We start from the raw sequence: 15,586 nt of genomic DNA, 5'->3' as shown, positions 1-15,586 counted from the left end.
GTGCGGGGTAGCTGGTGGTAGGCGTCGAGGTCCCGGATGATGAGCAGACTTCTACCTCTGCTCGCACCAAGGACCTCGACGATGCACGACCATAGTTGCGTATGCCCTGACGCGCTCGATCGCTGTGACCGATGCGACCTCCTCCTCGGCCTCCCTGGACTGCACCTGATCTCTGTGGACCGCGCCCGAACCGGGTTCCTTCTTGAGGTGGAGTCCTGCGATCCGGTCGCGGGCTGCCCGGGATGCGGTGTGATCGCCGCTGGTCACGGCCGGATCGTGACCTCGATGATCGACGCTCCGTGGGCGGACCGGCCCGTGCGGATTCGGTGGCGCAAGCGCCGCTGGATCTGCCGCGAGGAGGCCTGCCCGGTGGTGACATTCGTCGAACAGGATCCCGTGGTCTGCCCTCCGCGGGGCCTGCTGACCATGCGCGCGCTCCGGTGGGCGATCGGCCAGCTCCGCCGCGAGGGCGCCACGATCCAGGGGCTCGCCCGCCAGCTCGGCACGACCTGGAACACGCTCTGGTCCCAGGTCCAACCCGTCCTGGCCCGGGCCGCAGAGGATCCCACCCGATTCGAGGGCGTGCAGGTCCTGGGCGTGGACGAGCAAGTGTGGCATCACCGTGATCCGCGCCTTCGGGGTCCGAAGGAGCTCGCCGGGATGGTGGACCTGACCCGCAGGTCCCACCCCGTTGCCCGGCTGCTCTAGGGCGTGTTGTCAAACTTTGCTGGTCAGCCAGTGGAGGGTCGCGGCGAGCGAGATGGCCGCGGCGTAGCTGCGGGCGGTCTTGCAGGTGCGCATCGCGATGCCGCGCCATTGCTTGAGCTTGGCGAAGCACCGCTCGATCACGTTGCGTCCACGGTAGACCTCGGGGTCGAAAGCGGGCGGGCGTCCGCCGGCTGAGCCGCGTCGGCGCCGGTGCGCGGCCTGGTCTTGCCGGTCGGGGATGGTGGCCTTGATGCCGCGCTCGGCGAGCCAGGCCCGGTTCGCGCGGGAGGGATACCCCTTGTCCGCGAGGACCCTATCCGGGCGGGTGCGGGGCCGGCCAGGGCCTGGCCTGGGGACCCGGATCTGGTCCAGGACCTCGGGGAGCAGGCTCGTGTCGGCGGCCTGGCAGCCGGTGAGGACGAAGGCGAGCAGGCGGCCCTTCCCGTCCGAGACGGCGTGGATCTTGCAGGTCAGGCCGCCTCGGGAGCGGCCGATCGCGTGGTCGCCCGGCTCAGGCCCGAGATTCTTGTAGTTCGATGGGCCCCCCTGTATGGCGGGGAAGGGTCGCGGCGTGCTGGTGGGCGCGCACGATCGTCGAGTCGATCGAGCACACCCAGTCCAGCTCGCCCTGCGCGTCGGCGGCCTGCTGGGCGCGCTCGAGCGCGCACGCCCACACGCCGGTCTTGGCCCACCGGTCGAAGTGGCGGTAGATCGTGTTCCAGTTCCCGAACCGTTCCGGCACGTCCCGCCACGGCGACCCGGTCCGGAACTTCCACGCGACCGCTTCCGCGACCAGCCGCCGATCCATCGGCGGCCGACCCGTCGCCTTCGGCGCGGGGAAGCACGGCCCGATCAGCGCCCACACCTCGTCCGTGATCACATCTCGATCGCTCATACCGAAAGGGTGCCCCGCCGATGGCGGGACACCCTTTCACAACACACCCTAGTACCCGCCTCATCGGGAAGTGGGTTCGGCGCGTGCAGGCACGAGTCGCATGACCGCGGACAGGCGGGACGACGCCTTCTGCGGCGCACTCCCCGTCCCTCCCATCACGCGCCATACGTCCGCGAACAACTTCTCCTCGTCGTCGAAGCCGAGTTCGCGGGCGCGATCGAGCACCACCTGCGCAAGCTCTCGAGGAGGGACATGTTCTAGCCGGCGAGGTCCGAGCCTCCTCGGGAACGCCGGTGACTGCGCTGACAGTCGGTAGGTGCGTGGCTTAACGCCCGGTTCTGCGAGGGGGTTGTCCTCCAGGCCTGAGTTGGACCTCTTTAGTGACCCATGCGTCAAGTCATCTTGAGGGCCTTGAGGATGGTGCGGGCATCGTCGGTGAGCTCGGCCTTGGCCGTGATGTCCTGGCCGGCCAGGGTGATGGTCACGTCCTGCAACGGCCGTAGGGTCCGGATGATCTTGCGGATGCTGAACCCCGTCTGGGCCTGCAGGAGACGGGCCATTGCCAGGGCGGTGAACACGATCGTGAGGTGAGCTTCGATCGCGTCCCGCTGCCGATGAAACATGGGCCTGGCCTGTAGGTCCGTCTTGCTCATCCGGAAGGACTGCTCGACCTGCCACAGGTCGTGATAGCTGGAGAGCACCTCCGCCGCGGACATCACCGTCGCGGGGATGTTGGTGACGTAGCCCTTCAGCCCCACGAGGCTCCGTGCCCGCTTGAGGGAGGCTTCGTCGAGGCTGCGACCGGCCGCTGTGGTCTTCACGAACCGCGTCGACTTCACGGTCACGTCCCCGTCGATCACAGCGCGGGCTCGGTTCTCCTGCGCGGTCAGCGTGTGCCCATCCCGGATGGCGCGTTTCTTCGAGAACGCCCAGACCGCCCGCCAGTGCCCGGGATGCTCCGTCGGGTCCCAGACCGGCTCCCAGCGGTGCTGCTTCGTGTCGGTTTTCGTGTTGCCGTGACGTGGGGTGATGGTGTCGATCAGCTGCCCGTCGGTGAACGCGTCACCGTTCCAGTGGAAGTGATGTGCAAGGTCACCAGGGGCTTTGACCTGCCGCGACCCGACGATGAACCGCAGTCCCGCTTCGTTAAGGGCGGTCAGGTTCGCGGTGGAGAGCATCCCGGCGTCAGCGACGACGACCATGTCCGCCAGACCGTGGCGGGCCTGGAACTGCTGGATGATCGGCACGATCGTCGTGGTCTCGGCCTTGTTGCCCTCGAAGCAACCGATCTCGAGCGGGAACCCGCCCCGATCCACCAGCAGCCCGACCACGATCTGCGGATCCACTCGGCGCTCCTTCGAGTAGCCGACCTTCCGCAGTTCGTCCTCGTGCTCGGCCTCGAAGTAGAGCGTGGTGACGTCATAGAGCACCAGAGAGATATCGCCGCTGGTCGAGGCATGTTCAAAGCAGTTCTTCGCTATCTGGTCGCGGTACTTGCACTGCTGGATCCGGGTCAGGCAGCGCTTCATCGTTGAACGATGCACCGGATCGATCCCCACCTCGCTCAGCACGCGAGCGGAGTCGAGCATCGAGGTCGGGAAGATCAAACGCGCGGCGACGAGCTGGAAGAACGCCTCGTCCTCGAGCGCATCGAAACCAAGCCCTCTCCAGGTCGCCTGGAGCACGTCCAGCAGCAAGCGCGACCGCATGGACCGCACCACAGCTGCCTGGGGATCCTGCTCCAAGCCGAGGTCGAGAGTCTCCTGACCAGCATTGAGCTTGTCCCGGCCGGCCCTCATCAAAACAGCGAGCTCAGCCTCGGTATGCGCGGACCCGAGGTGCTCAAGGATCTTGTTCCGCCGACCCTCCTTAACGACCACCTGCACGGCAGTCGCGCCAGACGCCGTGGTCACCTTCCTCAAAAACGGGCTCACAACCCCCGACCCTACCCCCAATTAGTGACCCATCCAGCCACCCTGGAAACCCCACGACCAGCAGAAACGCTACTGAAATCTCTCAAACCAGGCCCGAGAGGTCCAACTCAGGCCAGGACGTCCCGCCTCGAGGCGGCGTAGGAGATGGCGGCGTTGAGCAGGCGCGGCACTTCCTTTGCCGTTCGGCGGTCGGAGAACTCGCTCAACACGACCTCATGCAGACGGAATCCAGTCGCGGGGCCTTCCACCTCGAGAATCCGCGTTACGGCGGCGATGAGTGCCTGGCGGCTGGGCTTTGCCGTCAACGCTAGCCTCGAGATTTCACGGGGGTGTGGTCTCGACCGGCGGAATGAATGGCGAAAGGTGCTCCTGGCCTGGGATGATACGGGTTGTTCAGACTCGTATTGATCCGCTGGAAGGAGCACCTTTCAGGTGTCCCACCCTACCTTGTTCTTCTACCCCCGTCCGCGCGTGGACATCGCTGAGGTCCCGGCCCTCTCGCATGCGGGCGCGGTGCTGCTGACCGACACGATCCACGCCACCGGCCTCGCCTCTTCGCTGCGGGAAGCACTGGCTCCGTGGACGAAACCGCTGGCCGAGCACCACGCGGCGAAGGTCCTGCTGGACCTCGCACTCACTCTCGCAATCGGCGGGGAGCATGCTTCGGATACTGATCTGCTGCGTTGCGAGCCGGGCCTGTTCGGTGATGTCGCCTCGACCCCGACGATCTCCCGCACGCTCACCACCCTCGCCCAGGACGCGCCCACCGTGATCGAGGCGATCTCCCAAGCCCGCCGGGCCGCGCGTGAAAGAGCCTGGACCCTCGCCGGAGACCATTCCCCGACTGTGGGGGTCAGTGCGAAGAACCCGCTGGTCGTCGACCTCGACGCCACCCTGATCAACGTCCACAGCGAGAAGGAGCAGGCCGCACCGACGTTCAAACGCGGCTTCGGATACCACCCGTTGTGCGCGTTCCTGGACCACGGCAGCGAAGGGACCGGGGAACCACTGGCGATCCACCTGCGCCCCGGCAACGCCGGCTCGAACACCGCCGCTGATCACATCACCGTCACCCGGCAGGCTCTCGCGCAGCTGCCTGCGGGCCTGCTGGCCCGGGGCGGGCGGGGGTCGAAGAAGATCCTGATCCGCACCGACGGAGCCGGCGGCACCAAGGACTTCCTGGCCTGGCTCCAGCGGCAGCGTCTGGCCTACTCAGTGGGGTTCACTCTCCCTGCGAACACTCCTGACCTGCTGGAACGTATCGATGAGGCGGAGGCGTGGACTCCGGCCTATGACACCGATACCGACGGGATCCGCGAGGGGGCATGGGTGGCGGAGCTGACCGGGCTGCTGGATCTTCAGGGTTGGCCGCCCGGGATGCGGGTGATCGTGCGGAAGGAACGTCCTCATCCTGGGGCGCAGCTGCGGATCACCGATCACGAGGGGATGCGCATCACCGCGTTCGCGACCAACTCCCCGCGCGGCCAGCTCCCGGTCTTGGAGCTGCGGCACCGTCGCCGGGCGCGCTGCGAGGACCGGATCCGTAACGCCAAGGACCTGGGCTTGATGAAGTTCCCGCTGCAGGGCTTCGCGCAGAATCAGCTCTGGTGCCAGATCGTCCAGCTCGCCAGCGAGCTCGTCGCCTGGATGCAGACCGTCGCGCTGACCGGCCATGATGCACGGAAGTGGGAGCCCAAACGGCTCCGCGCGCGGTTGTTCGAGATCCCCGCGACCCTCGTGCGCCGCAGCCGGCACAACCTCCTCCACCTCGCCCAGCACGCTCCCGAAGCCCGCACCGTCCTGACTGGCGTCAACCGGCTCCGCACTGCCGTCGCGCAGACCTGATCCGGCAAGGCCGCCCGTCCCACCGACCAGCAGCATCTCTTCTCGGGAGTGGAACCCGACCGCCCGCAACGGACACTGCGACGATCTGTCATACCCGAATGCCACAATCAGCAGCTGAACCCCGGCAACGACGCCGAACGCGACCGCTCACCAGCCCGATGAAACATCGAGGCTAGCCTCGAGATTTCATCGAGGTGTGGTTTCGACTGGTGACGACATAGAGAAAGATGCTCCTGACCTGGGATGATACGGGTTGTTCAGACTCGTATTGATCCGCTGGAAGGAGCACCTTTCAGGTGTCCCACCCTACCTTGTTCTTCTACCCCCGTCCGCGCGTGGACATCGCTGAGGTCCCGGCCCTCTCGCATGCGGGCGCTGTGCTGCTGACCGACACGATCCACGCCACCGGCCTCGCCTCTTCGCTGCGGGAAGCACTGGCTCCGTGGACGAAACCGCTGGCCGAGCACCACGCGGCGAAGGTCCTGCTGGACCTCGCACTCACTCTCGCAATCGGCGGGGAGCATGCTTCGGATACTGATCTGCTGCGTTGCGAGCCGGGCCTGTTCGGTGATGTCGCCTCGACCCCGACGATCTCCCGCACGCTCACCACCCTCGCCCAGGACGCGCCCACCGTGATCGAGGCGATCTCCCAAGCCCGCCGGGCCGCGCGTGAAAGAGCCTGGACCCTCGCCGGAGACCATTCCCCGACTGTGGGGGCCAGTGCGAAGAACCCGCTGGTCGTCGACCTCGACGCCACCCTGATCAACGTCCACAGCGAGAAGGAGCAGGCCGCACCGACGTTCAAACGCGGCTTCGGATACCACCCGCTGTGCGCGTTCCTGGACCACGGCAGCGAAGGGACCGGGGAACCACTGGCGATCCACCTGCGCCCCGGCAACGCCGGCTCGAACACCGCCGCTGATCACATCACCGTCACCCGGCAGGCTCTCGCGCAGCTGCCTGCGGGCCTGCTGGCCCGGGGCGGGCGGGGGTCGAAGAAGATCCTGATCCGCACCGACGGAGCCGGCGGCACCAAGGACTTCCTGGCCTGGCTCCAGCGGCAGCGTCTGGCCTACTCAGTCGGGTTCACCCTCCCCGCAAGCACCCCTGACCTGCTGAAACGCCTCGACGAGGCGAAGACGTGGACTCCTGCCTATGACACCGACACCGACGGGATCCGCGACGGAGCATGGGTGGCGGAGCTCACCGGGCTGCTGGACCTGTCCGGGTGGCCTGCCGGGATGCGGGTGATCGTGCGGAAGGAACGTCCTCATCCTGGGGCGCAGCTGCGGATCACCGATCACGAGGGGATGCGCATCACCGCGTTCGCGACCAACTCCCCGCGCGGCCAGCTCCCGGTCTTGGAGCTGCGGCACCGTCGCCGGGCGCGCTGCGAGGACCGGATCCGTAACGCCAAGGACATGGGCTTGATGAAGTTCCCGCTGCAGGGCTTCGCGCAGAATCAGCTCTGGCCTCGATGTTTCATGGGGCTGGTGAGCGGGGTGGGTCGGCGTCGTTGCCAGTGTTGAGCTGCTGATTGTGGCATTCGGGTATGACAGATCGTCGCAGTGTCCGTTGCGGGCGGTCGGGTTCCACTCCCGAGAAGAGATGCTGCTGGTCGTAGGGGCGGGTGGTCTCGCCGGGTTAGGTCTGTGCGACGGTGGTGCGGAGCCGGTTGACGCCGGTCAGGACCCTCACGGCTTCGGGTGCATGTTCGGCGAGGTGGAGGACCTTGTGCCGGGCGCGGCGCACGAGGGTCGCGGGGATCTCGAACAGCCGTGCGCGGAGCCGTTTGGGCTCCCACTTCCGTGCATCATGGCCGGTCAGCGCGATGGTCTGCATCCAGGCGACGAGCTCGCTGGCGATCTGGACGATCTGGCACCAGAGCTGATTCTGCGCGAAGGACTGCAACGGGAACTTCTCAAGGCCCATGTCCTTGGCGTTACGGATCCGGTCCTCGCAGCACGCCCGGCGACGGTGCCGCAGCTCCAAGACCGGGAGCTGGCCGCGCGGGGAGTTGGTGGCGAACGCGGTGATGCGCATCCCCTCGTGATCGGTGATCCGCAGCTGCGCCCCAGGATGAGGACGTTCCTTCCGCACGATCACCCGCATCCCGGCAGGCCACCCGGACAGGTCCAGCAGTCCGGTCAGCTCCGCCACCCATGCCCCGTCGCGGATCCCGTCGGTATCGGTGTCGTAGGCGGGGGTCCACGCCTCCGCCTCGTCGAGGCGTTTCAGCAGGTCGGGAGTGTTTGCGGGGAGGGTGAACCCCACTGAGTAGGCCAGACGCTGCCGCTGGAGCCAGGCCAGGAAGTCCTTGGTGCCGCCGGCCCCGTCGGTGCGGATCAGGATCTTCTTCGACCCCCGCCCGCCCCGGGCCAGCAGGCCCGCAGGCAGCTGCGCGAGAGCCTGCCGGGTGACGGTCATGTGATCAGCGGCGGTGTTCGAGCCGGCGTTGCCGGGGCGCAGCTGGATCGCCAGCGGTTCCCCGGTCCCTTCGCTGCCGTGGTCCAGGAACGCACACAACGGGTGATAGCCGAACCCGCGTTTGAACGTCGGTGCGGCCTGCTCCTTCTCACTGTGGACGTTGATCAGGGTGGCATCGAGGTCGACGACCAGCGGGTTCTTCGCACTGACCCCCGCAGCCGGGGAATGCGCTCCGGCGAGGGTCCAGGCTCTTTCACGCGCGGCCCGGCGGGCTTTCGAGATCGCCTCGATCACGGCGGGCGCGTCCTGGGCGAGGGTGGTGAGCATGCGGGAGATCGTCGGGGTCGAGGCGACATCACCGAACAGGCCCGGCTCGCAACGCAGCAGATCAGCATCCGAAGCATGCTCCCCGCCGATTGCGAGAGTGAGTGCGAGATCCAGCAGGACCTTCGCCGCGTGGTGCTCGGCCAGCGGTTTCGTCCAAGGAGCCAGTGCTTCCCGCAGCGAAGAGGCGAGGCCGGTGGCGTGGATCGTGTCGGTCAGCAGCACCGCGCCCGCATGCGAGAGGGCCGGGACCTCAGCGATGTCCACGCGCGGACGGGGGTAGAAGAACAAGGTAGGGTGGGACACCTGAAAGGTGCTCCTTCCAGCGGATCAATACGAGTCTGAACAACCCGTATCATCCCAGGCCAGGAGCACCTTTCGCCATTCATTCCGCCGGTCGAGACCACACCCCCGTGAAATCTCGAGTTTAGCGTCGTCCTTGACCGACCGTCCGCCCCGCCAACAGGAGAGGAGGACTGATGCGCATCGTCTTCTCACCCGAGAGCTACAACCTGGGCGAGACCACTCGCTGCATCGAGGTCGCGGGGGCCGCCCGCGCCGCCGGTCACGAGACGAGCTTCCATGTCTACTCCGATCGATATCTGGGGCTGATCGAAGAGGCCGGCCATGCGGTCCGACTCGGCTCTCCGGTGATGACGCCGGAACAGGCGCGCCAGGTGATGGACTTCGACCAGGGCCGCGGGCTCTCCCACCCCTTCGACCTGGACACGGTCCGTCGGCGGATCTCGGGGGAGCTGGCGGCGATCCACGACGCCGACGCCGCGGTGATCGGGTCGAATCCCACCATGTTCATCTCGGCCCGAGCCGGTGGCGTGCCCCTCTTCTACGTGCGGCCGTACTACATGTCGAGGTCGTACTTCCTGGACGTCGACGACGGCTACCGCGCGCCGGGGCCGCTCCGGTGGGCCGCCCGGCTGATCACCTGGAAGCCGAAGAGCCTGTCGCGGGCGGCGGCCGAGTACGGGGTGCGCCTCCCGGGTCCGCTCGTCGAGGCCATGACGTCCGACGTCGACCTGATCGCATCGCTGCCCCCGGCCTTGGACCGGCGACCCCTCGACTGCCGTGACGTGGCGGTCGGCCCCGTCCACTACCGTTCGCCCGCCCCGTTGCCCGCCTTCCTCGAGGAGCGCGGCGCGCCGCACCCGCTCGTCTACGTCAGCTTCGGATCCTCGGGCTCGCCGAAGGTGCTCGGACAGGTCCTGGCCCAGCTGGACGCCACGGGGATCGACCTCCTCGTCGGCGGGGGCGTGGCGATCCCGGCGGACGTCGCAGCCGGTCTGAGCGACCGCGTGCACCGCGTCGACGTCGTTCCGGAGCATCGGCTGCGCGGGCGGATCGACGCCGCGGTCATCCATGGAGGGGAGGGCACGGTGCAGGCGGCCTGCCTCGCCGGCGTCCCCTTCGCGGGGTACCCCATGCAGGCCGAGCAGCGCTGGAACGTCGACGAGTGCGTTCGCCTGGGCAATGCACTCCGTCTGCGTCGCTCGGACGTCACCCGGGGACGCGTGCCGGACGTCGTCCGCCGGCTCCTGACCGACGGGGCCCTGCGCCGGAGCGCCTCCGGCCTGAGCGAGCGCATGGCCGGCCTCGACGGCCCGGCCCGAGCCGTGTCCGTCATCGAACGCGTCGTGGCGGACGGCCTCGCCACCACGGGACACGATCGTCCCGATCGTCAAAGGGCCACGTCATAGTGCCAATGTGTAGGTTTGTCAGTGTCGGTTTGTCAGTGTCAGAGTCAGTGTGGAAGTTTGCCGCAGTATCGGCGCCGACGGCGAGCCACCAACAACAAGCGGCCCCCGGGATCATCCCGGGGGCCGCCATGTCGTCCAAGCGGATTCCGCAACCAGGATTCCCCTGGATCGCCAAACCCTTGCGGTGCGCGAGGGGGGAGTTGAACCCCCACGCCCTTTCGGGCACACGGACCTGAACCGTGCGCGTCTGCCTATTCCGCCACTCGCGCATGTCTTCGACACCGGGATCTTGCCGCCGAGGCCGAAGGTTCCCCCAGCATAGCGGCCGCCTGCGCCCCCACCCAATCCGGCCCCGCCCGACGTCGTGCATGTCACGTCGGGCGGGGCCGGGAAGGGGCGAGGGGAGCCGCTCGTCAGCGGGACCCGTGGGGTCGGTTCACAGCGTCGAGACCCAGCGCTGACGCCCGGCCCCGGCGCTCAGCGCAGACGCTCGGCCTCCTCAAAGGCATGCTCGATTTCGGCCGGATCCAGGCGATGTCGCGCCACCAGCACATACAGCACGCTCGCGACGATCACCGCCGGCACACCCACCATCGCGGCCACGCGCATGTCGGGCACCACGGCCACGGTCGCGACCACCGCCGCCACCCCGATCAGACCGACGATGGCCACCACCGGCCCGGCGGGCACGTGGAACGTCGCCCCGGTGACGCCGCGCCGGCGATACACCAGGAACGTCACCAGGATCAGGGCCCACACCAGCAGGATCGAGAACACCACCAGGCTGATCATGTAGCCGAACACGTTGCCGACACCGGTGAACGCCAGCAGCGCCGCGACCACGATGCCGACGGTGCTGACGATGAGGCCGCGCACCGGCACACGCCGGCGCGAGAGCCCCGCCAGCCAGCGCGGTGCGAGCCCGTCGACCGCCAGCGACTGCAGCATCCGGCTGCCCGCATACAGGTTGGCGTTCGCGGCCGAGAGCGCCGCGATCAGCACCAGGGCGTTCGTCAGCGACGCCGCGGCGGGCACGCCGATCCGGTCGAAGACCAGCACGAACGGGGAGGCAGCCACATCGTCACCGGTACCGGCGGCCTCCCGCCACGGCACCAGCGCCACGACGATCGTCACCGCCAGCACGTAGAACACGGCCAGGCGGATGATCGTCGACTGGGCGGCGGTGCGGATGGAACGCGCGGGATCCTTCGCCTCGGCCGCGGTGATCGACAGCAGCTCGATGCCGCCGAAGCTGAACATCACGATCGACAGCGCCACCCAGATCGCGGCCAGGCCGTTCGGCGCGAAACCGCCATCGTTGGTGAGGTTCGCGAGCCCCGGTGCGGGAGCCGAGGGCAGGCCGACGAACACCAGGATCAGGCCGACGATGAGGAACACCACCACCGCGATCACCTTGATGCTGGAGAGCACGAACTCGATGGCACCGAAGGATCCGACGCTCACCAGGTTCACCGCGATGATCAGTGCCGCACACAGGGCGATGCCGATCTCCAGGCGCAGACTCGGCAACCAGTACGTGAGGTATGTGGAGGCGGCCACCAGTTCCGCGCCCGTCACGCCGACGGTCACGATCCAGTACAGCCAGCGGGTCAGATATCCCCAGAACGGCGAGAGGTAGTGCGCCGCGAGGGTGCCGAAGCCGCCGCGCACGGGGTGGCGGGAGGCCATCTCCCCCATCGTCAGCGCGATGCAGGCCGCGATCAGAGCGCCGATGGCGAAGGTGATGATCACGGCCGGACCGGCCACTCCGATCGCAGCACCGGTGCCGAGGAAGAGACCGGTGCCGAGGGCCGACCCCATGGCGATCATCGCCATCTGGCCGTGGTCCAGGGAGCGCTCGAGGTGGCGGTCGTCGGCGGGGGCGGCCGCAGGAGCACCGGCCACGGCGTCGTCGGCCCCGGACGTGGTGGGCCAACAGGACGTCACCTGGGCATCTGCGGAGGTCGGTCGGTCGGACGGATCGGGGCGACCCGCGGGGCCGGGCCGAGCACCGGGAGGAGGAGAGGAGGGGGTGTGGCTCATTGGGGCATCGTAAAAGGCCCGGTGCGCGGGCGTTCGCCCCGTCCCACGTGGTCCTGCTCTCGCCCGCCGCGGCGCCCACCCCACCGCCCAACTAGTTAGCCTCTCGAACTACATTCGGCTATCCTCCTGCGCGTGCCGTCCGACATCCCCGCCCCGGCCCCCTCTCCCGGGTCGCTCGATCCGCGTCTCGCCCAGGACCTGACCGTGGCCGCCAGCCGATTCGCTCGCACCATCGCCAGACGGGCCGACGTCGGGGTCTCGTCCGTGGCGTGGCGCCTGTGCTCGACCATCCACCGCCGCGGCCCGCTGCGCCTGTCGGAGATCGCCGACGCCGAGAACGTCACCCGCCCCACCGCGACCGCCACCGTGCACCGGCTCGAGGTGGCGGGTCTGGTGTGCCGGGAGCCCGACGCCCACGACCACCGCTCCTCCCTCATCGACCTCACCCCCGCCGGTCTCGAGGCGCTCCGTCGCTGGACCTCCGCCCTCGGCCATGCCGCCGGTCCCCTGCTCGGGGAGCTCAGCGACGAGGACCTCGCCACCCTGTACCGCGCCACCGCCCTGCTCCACCGCCTGGCCGATGCCGCCGAGCACGACCACACGCCACCGCCGGCCTCCTGACCCCCGCCCTCCGCCGCCCCGTTCCTCCACCCTCACCCCCGCCCCCTCGCTCACCCCCGGAAAGACCCCCATGAGCGCTGCTATCGACCAGCACCGTCCCGACACCATCGCCGGCACCACCGCGCCCGACGCCCCCGACACCACCGCCGCCGCGCACCCCCACGGCACCGGTTTCCTCCACCAGCCCCGCGCGGTCTGGGAGATCGCCTTCGCCACCACCGTGTCGTTCATGGGCATCGGATTGGTCGACCCGATCCTCCCGGCCATCAGCCGCGAACTGAACGCCACCCCCGGCCAGGCCATGCTGCTGTTCACCAGCTACCTGTTCATCACGGGCCTGGCCATGTTCGGCACCAGCTGGTTCTCCGGGCGCTTCGGCGTGCGCACCACCCTCATCACCGGCCTGCTGCTGATCGTGCTGTTCGCGGGCCTGGCCAGTGTCTCCAGGGACGTCGCGCAGATCATCAACCTGCGGGCCGGGTGGGGCCTGGGCAACGCGCTGTTCATCTCCACCGCTCTCGCAGCGATCGTCGCCGCCGCCCACGGCAGCACCACCGGGGAGATCATCCTGTTCGAGTCGGCGCTCGGGCTCGGGCTCGCGATCGGGCCGCTCCTCGGCGGGCTGTTCGGGTCCGTCTCCTGGCGGGCGCCGTTCGCCGGCACCGCCGTGCTCATGGGCATCGGCGCCCTCGGGATCATCACCCTCATGCGCGAGCGGGTCGAGGCCCCCCGCGTGGAGCCCACCGCCGCCCTGCGGGCCCTGCGCAACCCGGCGCTGCTGACCCTCGCCGCCTCCGCCGTCTGCTACAACTTCGCGTTCTTCATCCTGCTGGCATACTCGCCGTTCCCGCTGGAGGCCGCCGCGGAGGCCCACGGCACCCACATCACGCCCATGGGCATCGGCGGGGTGTTCTTCGGGTGGGGACTGTCGGTGGCCGTGACCTCGGTGCTCGTCGCCCCGCGCCTGACCCGCACCATCGGTCTCATCCCCACCCTGCTGTGCATCTACGGCGGCATGGCCGTGGTGCTGGGGCTGCTCGCCGCCCTGCACAGTTCGATGGTCGCGATCATCGTGCTGATCATCGTCGGCGGCCTGCTGCTGGGGGTCACCAACACGGCGCTGACCGAGGCCGTCATGGAGGCCACCGACTTGCCCGGCAACGTGGCCAGCTCCGCCTACTCCGGGGTGCGGTTCATCGGCGGGTCCTTCGCACCGGCCGTCGCCGGACCGCTGGCGCTGTCGGCAGGGGCTTTCGCCCCGTACGCGCTGGGCGCCGCCTCGATGGTGGCCGCCGGTGTGGCCCTGTTGCTGGGGCACCGCCACCTGGACCGTCTGAAGGCGCGGCCGCACCTGGACGCCCAGAGTGAGGCCACCGCGGTCGCGTACGGCGACCGGGTCTGACGGGGGGCGGGGTCGCCCCAACCGGGGCGGCCCCGGCCCGAAAGTCCTTCTCAGCGTCACAGACCCGCCGTAGAGTCCCGTCAGACCGACCGGTCCGGCCGGCCTCCTCTCGCTGCGAAGGAGCACCGATGTCCACCCCGTCTGCCACCACCTCCACCCCGGACCCCGCCAGCACCCCGGCCTCCCCCGACCGTCTCCTGTCCACCGAGTTCCGCCTCGGCTCCGTCACCCTCCCGAACCGCCTGGTGATGACCCCCATGGAATCGGGTCTCGCCGCGGAGGACGGCTCCTGAATCTGTAAGTCTCTGAAGTGGCTGGCCTGGGGTCGGCTGGCAGGGTGGGTGCTGGTGCTCCGTCTGGTCGTGACTCTTGAATCGCCTGGCCTCCCGCTTCGGCGGGGTGCCTTTCCCAGGATCTGTCCGGCCGGGTGGGTGCCGGCGCCGACCCTGCCCACTCCGATGGCTTGATCAGAAGCTTGCCCGACCGTTCACGGCGGTCGTGGCCCATTACAGGCCTGCCTCGAAGTGACCATTCCCGGGTCGACGCCAGCAGTGACGTCAACCCAGTGGAGAGGATCACGGTCACCATGACCATCGTCGCAAACACGTTCGCGTATGTCATCGGCGCGGACACCCATTCCAGAACACACACTCTCGCCGTGCTCGACGCGCGCACTGGCGCCAGAGTGGACACTCGGACCTTCCCGACGACGCCGGCGGGATTATCACGCGCGGTCGCGTGGATCGCTCGGCGCACCAGCGGGCTGGCCGATGTGCTCGTAACGATCGAGGGCGTCGGCTCGTATGGCGCCCGGCTCGCGAGAGCATGCCAGGACGCCGGCTACCGGGTCGTGGAGTCGTTCCCGACAGCGGCACGTGAACGTCGCGGACGAGGCAAGAGCGACGAGATCGACGCGGAACTGATCGCCCGCTCCGTGCTCGGCGTCGATGCCGACAACCTCCGTGATCCGCGTCAGGACGCGGGAGTCCGCGCGGCGCTGCGGGTGCTGATCGGCGCCCGCGACCTCATCAACCTCGAACGCACCAGGTCGATCAACGCCTTGACCGCGCTGCTTCGAACGGTCGACCTCGGCATCGACGCCCGCGCCTCGCTCACCAAGAAGCAGCTCGCGGCGATCGAGTCCTGGCGCACGCGACAGGAGGACCTCGCGACCGCGACAGCCCGCCGGGAAGCGATCCGGCTGGCCCGACGGGTTGCCGTCTGCGATCAGGACCTCGCTGCTAACCGTGACGAGATCACCGCGCTGGTCGCCGCCAGCGACGCCGCAATCCTGCTCGACGAGCCCGGGATCGGCGCGATCAACGCGGCCGTGATCATCGCCGCCTGGTCACACCCCGGCCGGGTCCGCTCCGAAGCAGCGTTCGCCGTGCTCGCCGGCGTCAGTCCCGTGCCCGCCTCGAGCGGAAACACCACCCGTCATCGCCTCAACCGAGGAGGCGACAGGCGTCTGAACAGAGCCTTATCGTCGATCGCGCTGACCCGAATGTCGCACCACCCGCCGACCCGCGCCTACGTCGAACGCCGACGAGCCGAAGGACGCACCACCAAGGAAATCCGCCGCTCACTCAAGCGATACATAGCCCGCCAGCTCTACCGCCGCCTCAGCGAGCAGAGCGGACTTGACAACACATAGAAGCATCCCGGGTTTGGTGGA

At 68.7% G+C, this 15,586-nt stretch carries 11 protein-coding genes, 1 tRNA gene and 1 pseudogene; 8 read left to right on the top strand and 5 right to left on the bottom strand.

The window, feature by feature from the left end; all coding sequences use genetic code 11:
• Positions 1 to 36 precede the first annotated feature (36 nt).
• Positions 37 to 708, top strand: a complete 672-nt coding sequence (locus JSY14_RS07650) for a transposase family protein (RefSeq protein ID WP_349773599.1) — start codon at positions 37 to 39, stop codon at positions 706 to 708.
• Positions 709 to 717: 9 nt separating this feature from the next.
• On the opposite strand, the gene JSY14_RS07645 is transcribed toward JSY14_RS07650, so the two are convergent.
• Together JSY14_RS07645 and JSY14_RS07640 are read right to left on the bottom strand one after the other, a co-directional pair.
• A protein-coding gene (locus JSY14_RS07645) for an IS5 family transposase (RefSeq protein ID WP_259558161.1) occupies positions 718 to 1,603 on the bottom strand; the annotation gives its coding sequence in 2 pieces (ribosomal slippage) (positions 718 to 1,254 and positions 1,256 to 1,603; 885 coding nt in all).
• Positions 1,604 to 1,995: 392 nt separating this feature from the next.
• Positions 1,996 to 3,537, bottom strand: a complete 1,542-nt coding sequence (locus JSY14_RS07640; protein WP_259558153.1) for an IS1634 family transposase — start codon at positions 3,535 to 3,537, stop codon at positions 1,996 to 1,998.
• A gap of 432 nt (positions 3,538 to 3,969) precedes the next feature.
• Here JSY14_RS07640 and JSY14_RS07635 point away from each other — a divergent pair, with 432 nt between their 5' ends.
• Entirely contained in the window at positions 3,970 to 5,382 is a 1,413-nt protein-coding gene (locus JSY14_RS07635; protein WP_432803625.1) for an IS1380 family transposase, read from the top strand.
• Positions 5,383 to 5,678: 296 nt separating this feature from the next.
• Positions 5,679 to 6,854 (top strand): annotated as a pseudogene (locus JSY14_RS07630) (IS1380 family transposase); the annotation flags it as partial.
• Between the two features lie 172 nt (positions 6,855 to 7,026).
• Here the strand turns inward: JSY14_RS07630 and JSY14_RS07625 are convergent.
• Complete coding sequence (locus JSY14_RS07625; RefSeq protein WP_432803624.1) at positions 7,027 to 8,439, bottom strand: IS1380 family transposase; 1,413 nt, start codon at positions 8,437 to 8,439, stop codon at positions 7,027 to 7,029.
• A 173-nt stretch (positions 8,440 to 8,612) separates the two neighbouring features.
• Between JSY14_RS07625 and JSY14_RS07620 the strand changes: the two genes are divergently transcribed.
• The gene (locus tag JSY14_RS07620) at positions 8,613 to 9,845 is read left to right on the top strand and encodes a glycosyltransferase (protein ID WP_259558160.1); all 1,233 of its coding nucleotides are present in this window, start codon (positions 8,613 to 8,615) and stop codon (positions 9,843 to 9,845) included.
• A 185-nt stretch (positions 9,846 to 10,030) separates the two neighbouring features.
• On the opposite strand, the gene JSY14_RS07615 is transcribed toward JSY14_RS07620, so the two are convergent.
• Together JSY14_RS07615 and JSY14_RS07610 are read right to left on the bottom strand one after the other, a co-directional pair.
• Positions 10,031 to 10,114: transfer RNA gene (locus JSY14_RS07615), tRNA-Leu, on the bottom strand.
• A 208-nt stretch (positions 10,115 to 10,322) separates the two neighbouring features.
• Positions 10,323 to 11,681, bottom strand: coding sequence for an amino acid permease (locus JSY14_RS07610; protein WP_432803654.1), 1,359 nt, complete (start codon positions 11,679 to 11,681; stop codon positions 10,323 to 10,325).
• Between the two features lie 339 nt (positions 11,682 to 12,020).
• On the opposite strand from JSY14_RS07610, the gene JSY14_RS07605 reads away from it, so the two are divergent.
• The 4 genes from JSY14_RS07605 to JSY14_RS07590 all read left to right on the top strand — a co-directional run bounded on the left by JSY14_RS07605 (position 12,021) and on the right by JSY14_RS07590 (position 15,565).
• Positions 12,021 to 12,509: a MarR family winged helix-turn-helix transcriptional regulator gene (locus JSY14_RS07605; protein ID WP_259558158.1), complete on the top strand. Its 489-nt coding sequence runs from the start codon at positions 12,021 to 12,023 to the stop codon at positions 12,507 to 12,509.
• A gap of 70 nt (positions 12,510 to 12,579) precedes the next feature.
• On the top strand, positions 12,580 to 13,911 hold the full coding sequence (locus JSY14_RS07600; RefSeq protein ID WP_259558157.1) for an MFS transporter: 1,332 nt from the start codon (positions 12,580 to 12,582) through the stop codon (positions 13,909 to 13,911).
• A 128-nt stretch (positions 13,912 to 14,039) separates the two neighbouring features.
• Positions 14,040 to 14,204: a hypothetical protein gene (locus JSY14_RS07595; RefSeq protein ID WP_259558156.1), complete on the top strand. Its 165-nt coding sequence runs from the start codon at positions 14,040 to 14,042 to the stop codon at positions 14,202 to 14,204.
• A gap of 293 nt (positions 14,205 to 14,497) precedes the next feature.
• Positions 14,498 to 15,565, top strand: a complete 1,068-nt coding sequence (locus JSY14_RS07590) for an IS110 family RNA-guided transposase (RefSeq protein ID WP_259558155.1) — start codon at positions 14,498 to 14,500, stop codon at positions 15,563 to 15,565.
• The last annotated feature ends 21 nt before the right edge of the window (positions 15,566 to 15,586 follow it).

This window comes from Brachybacterium sillae (assembly GCF_025028335.1).
Lineage (GTDB): Bacteria > Actinomycetota > Actinomycetes > Actinomycetales > Dermabacteraceae > Brachybacterium > Brachybacterium sillae.
This window is presented reverse-complemented; position numbering and strand designations above follow the sequence as displayed.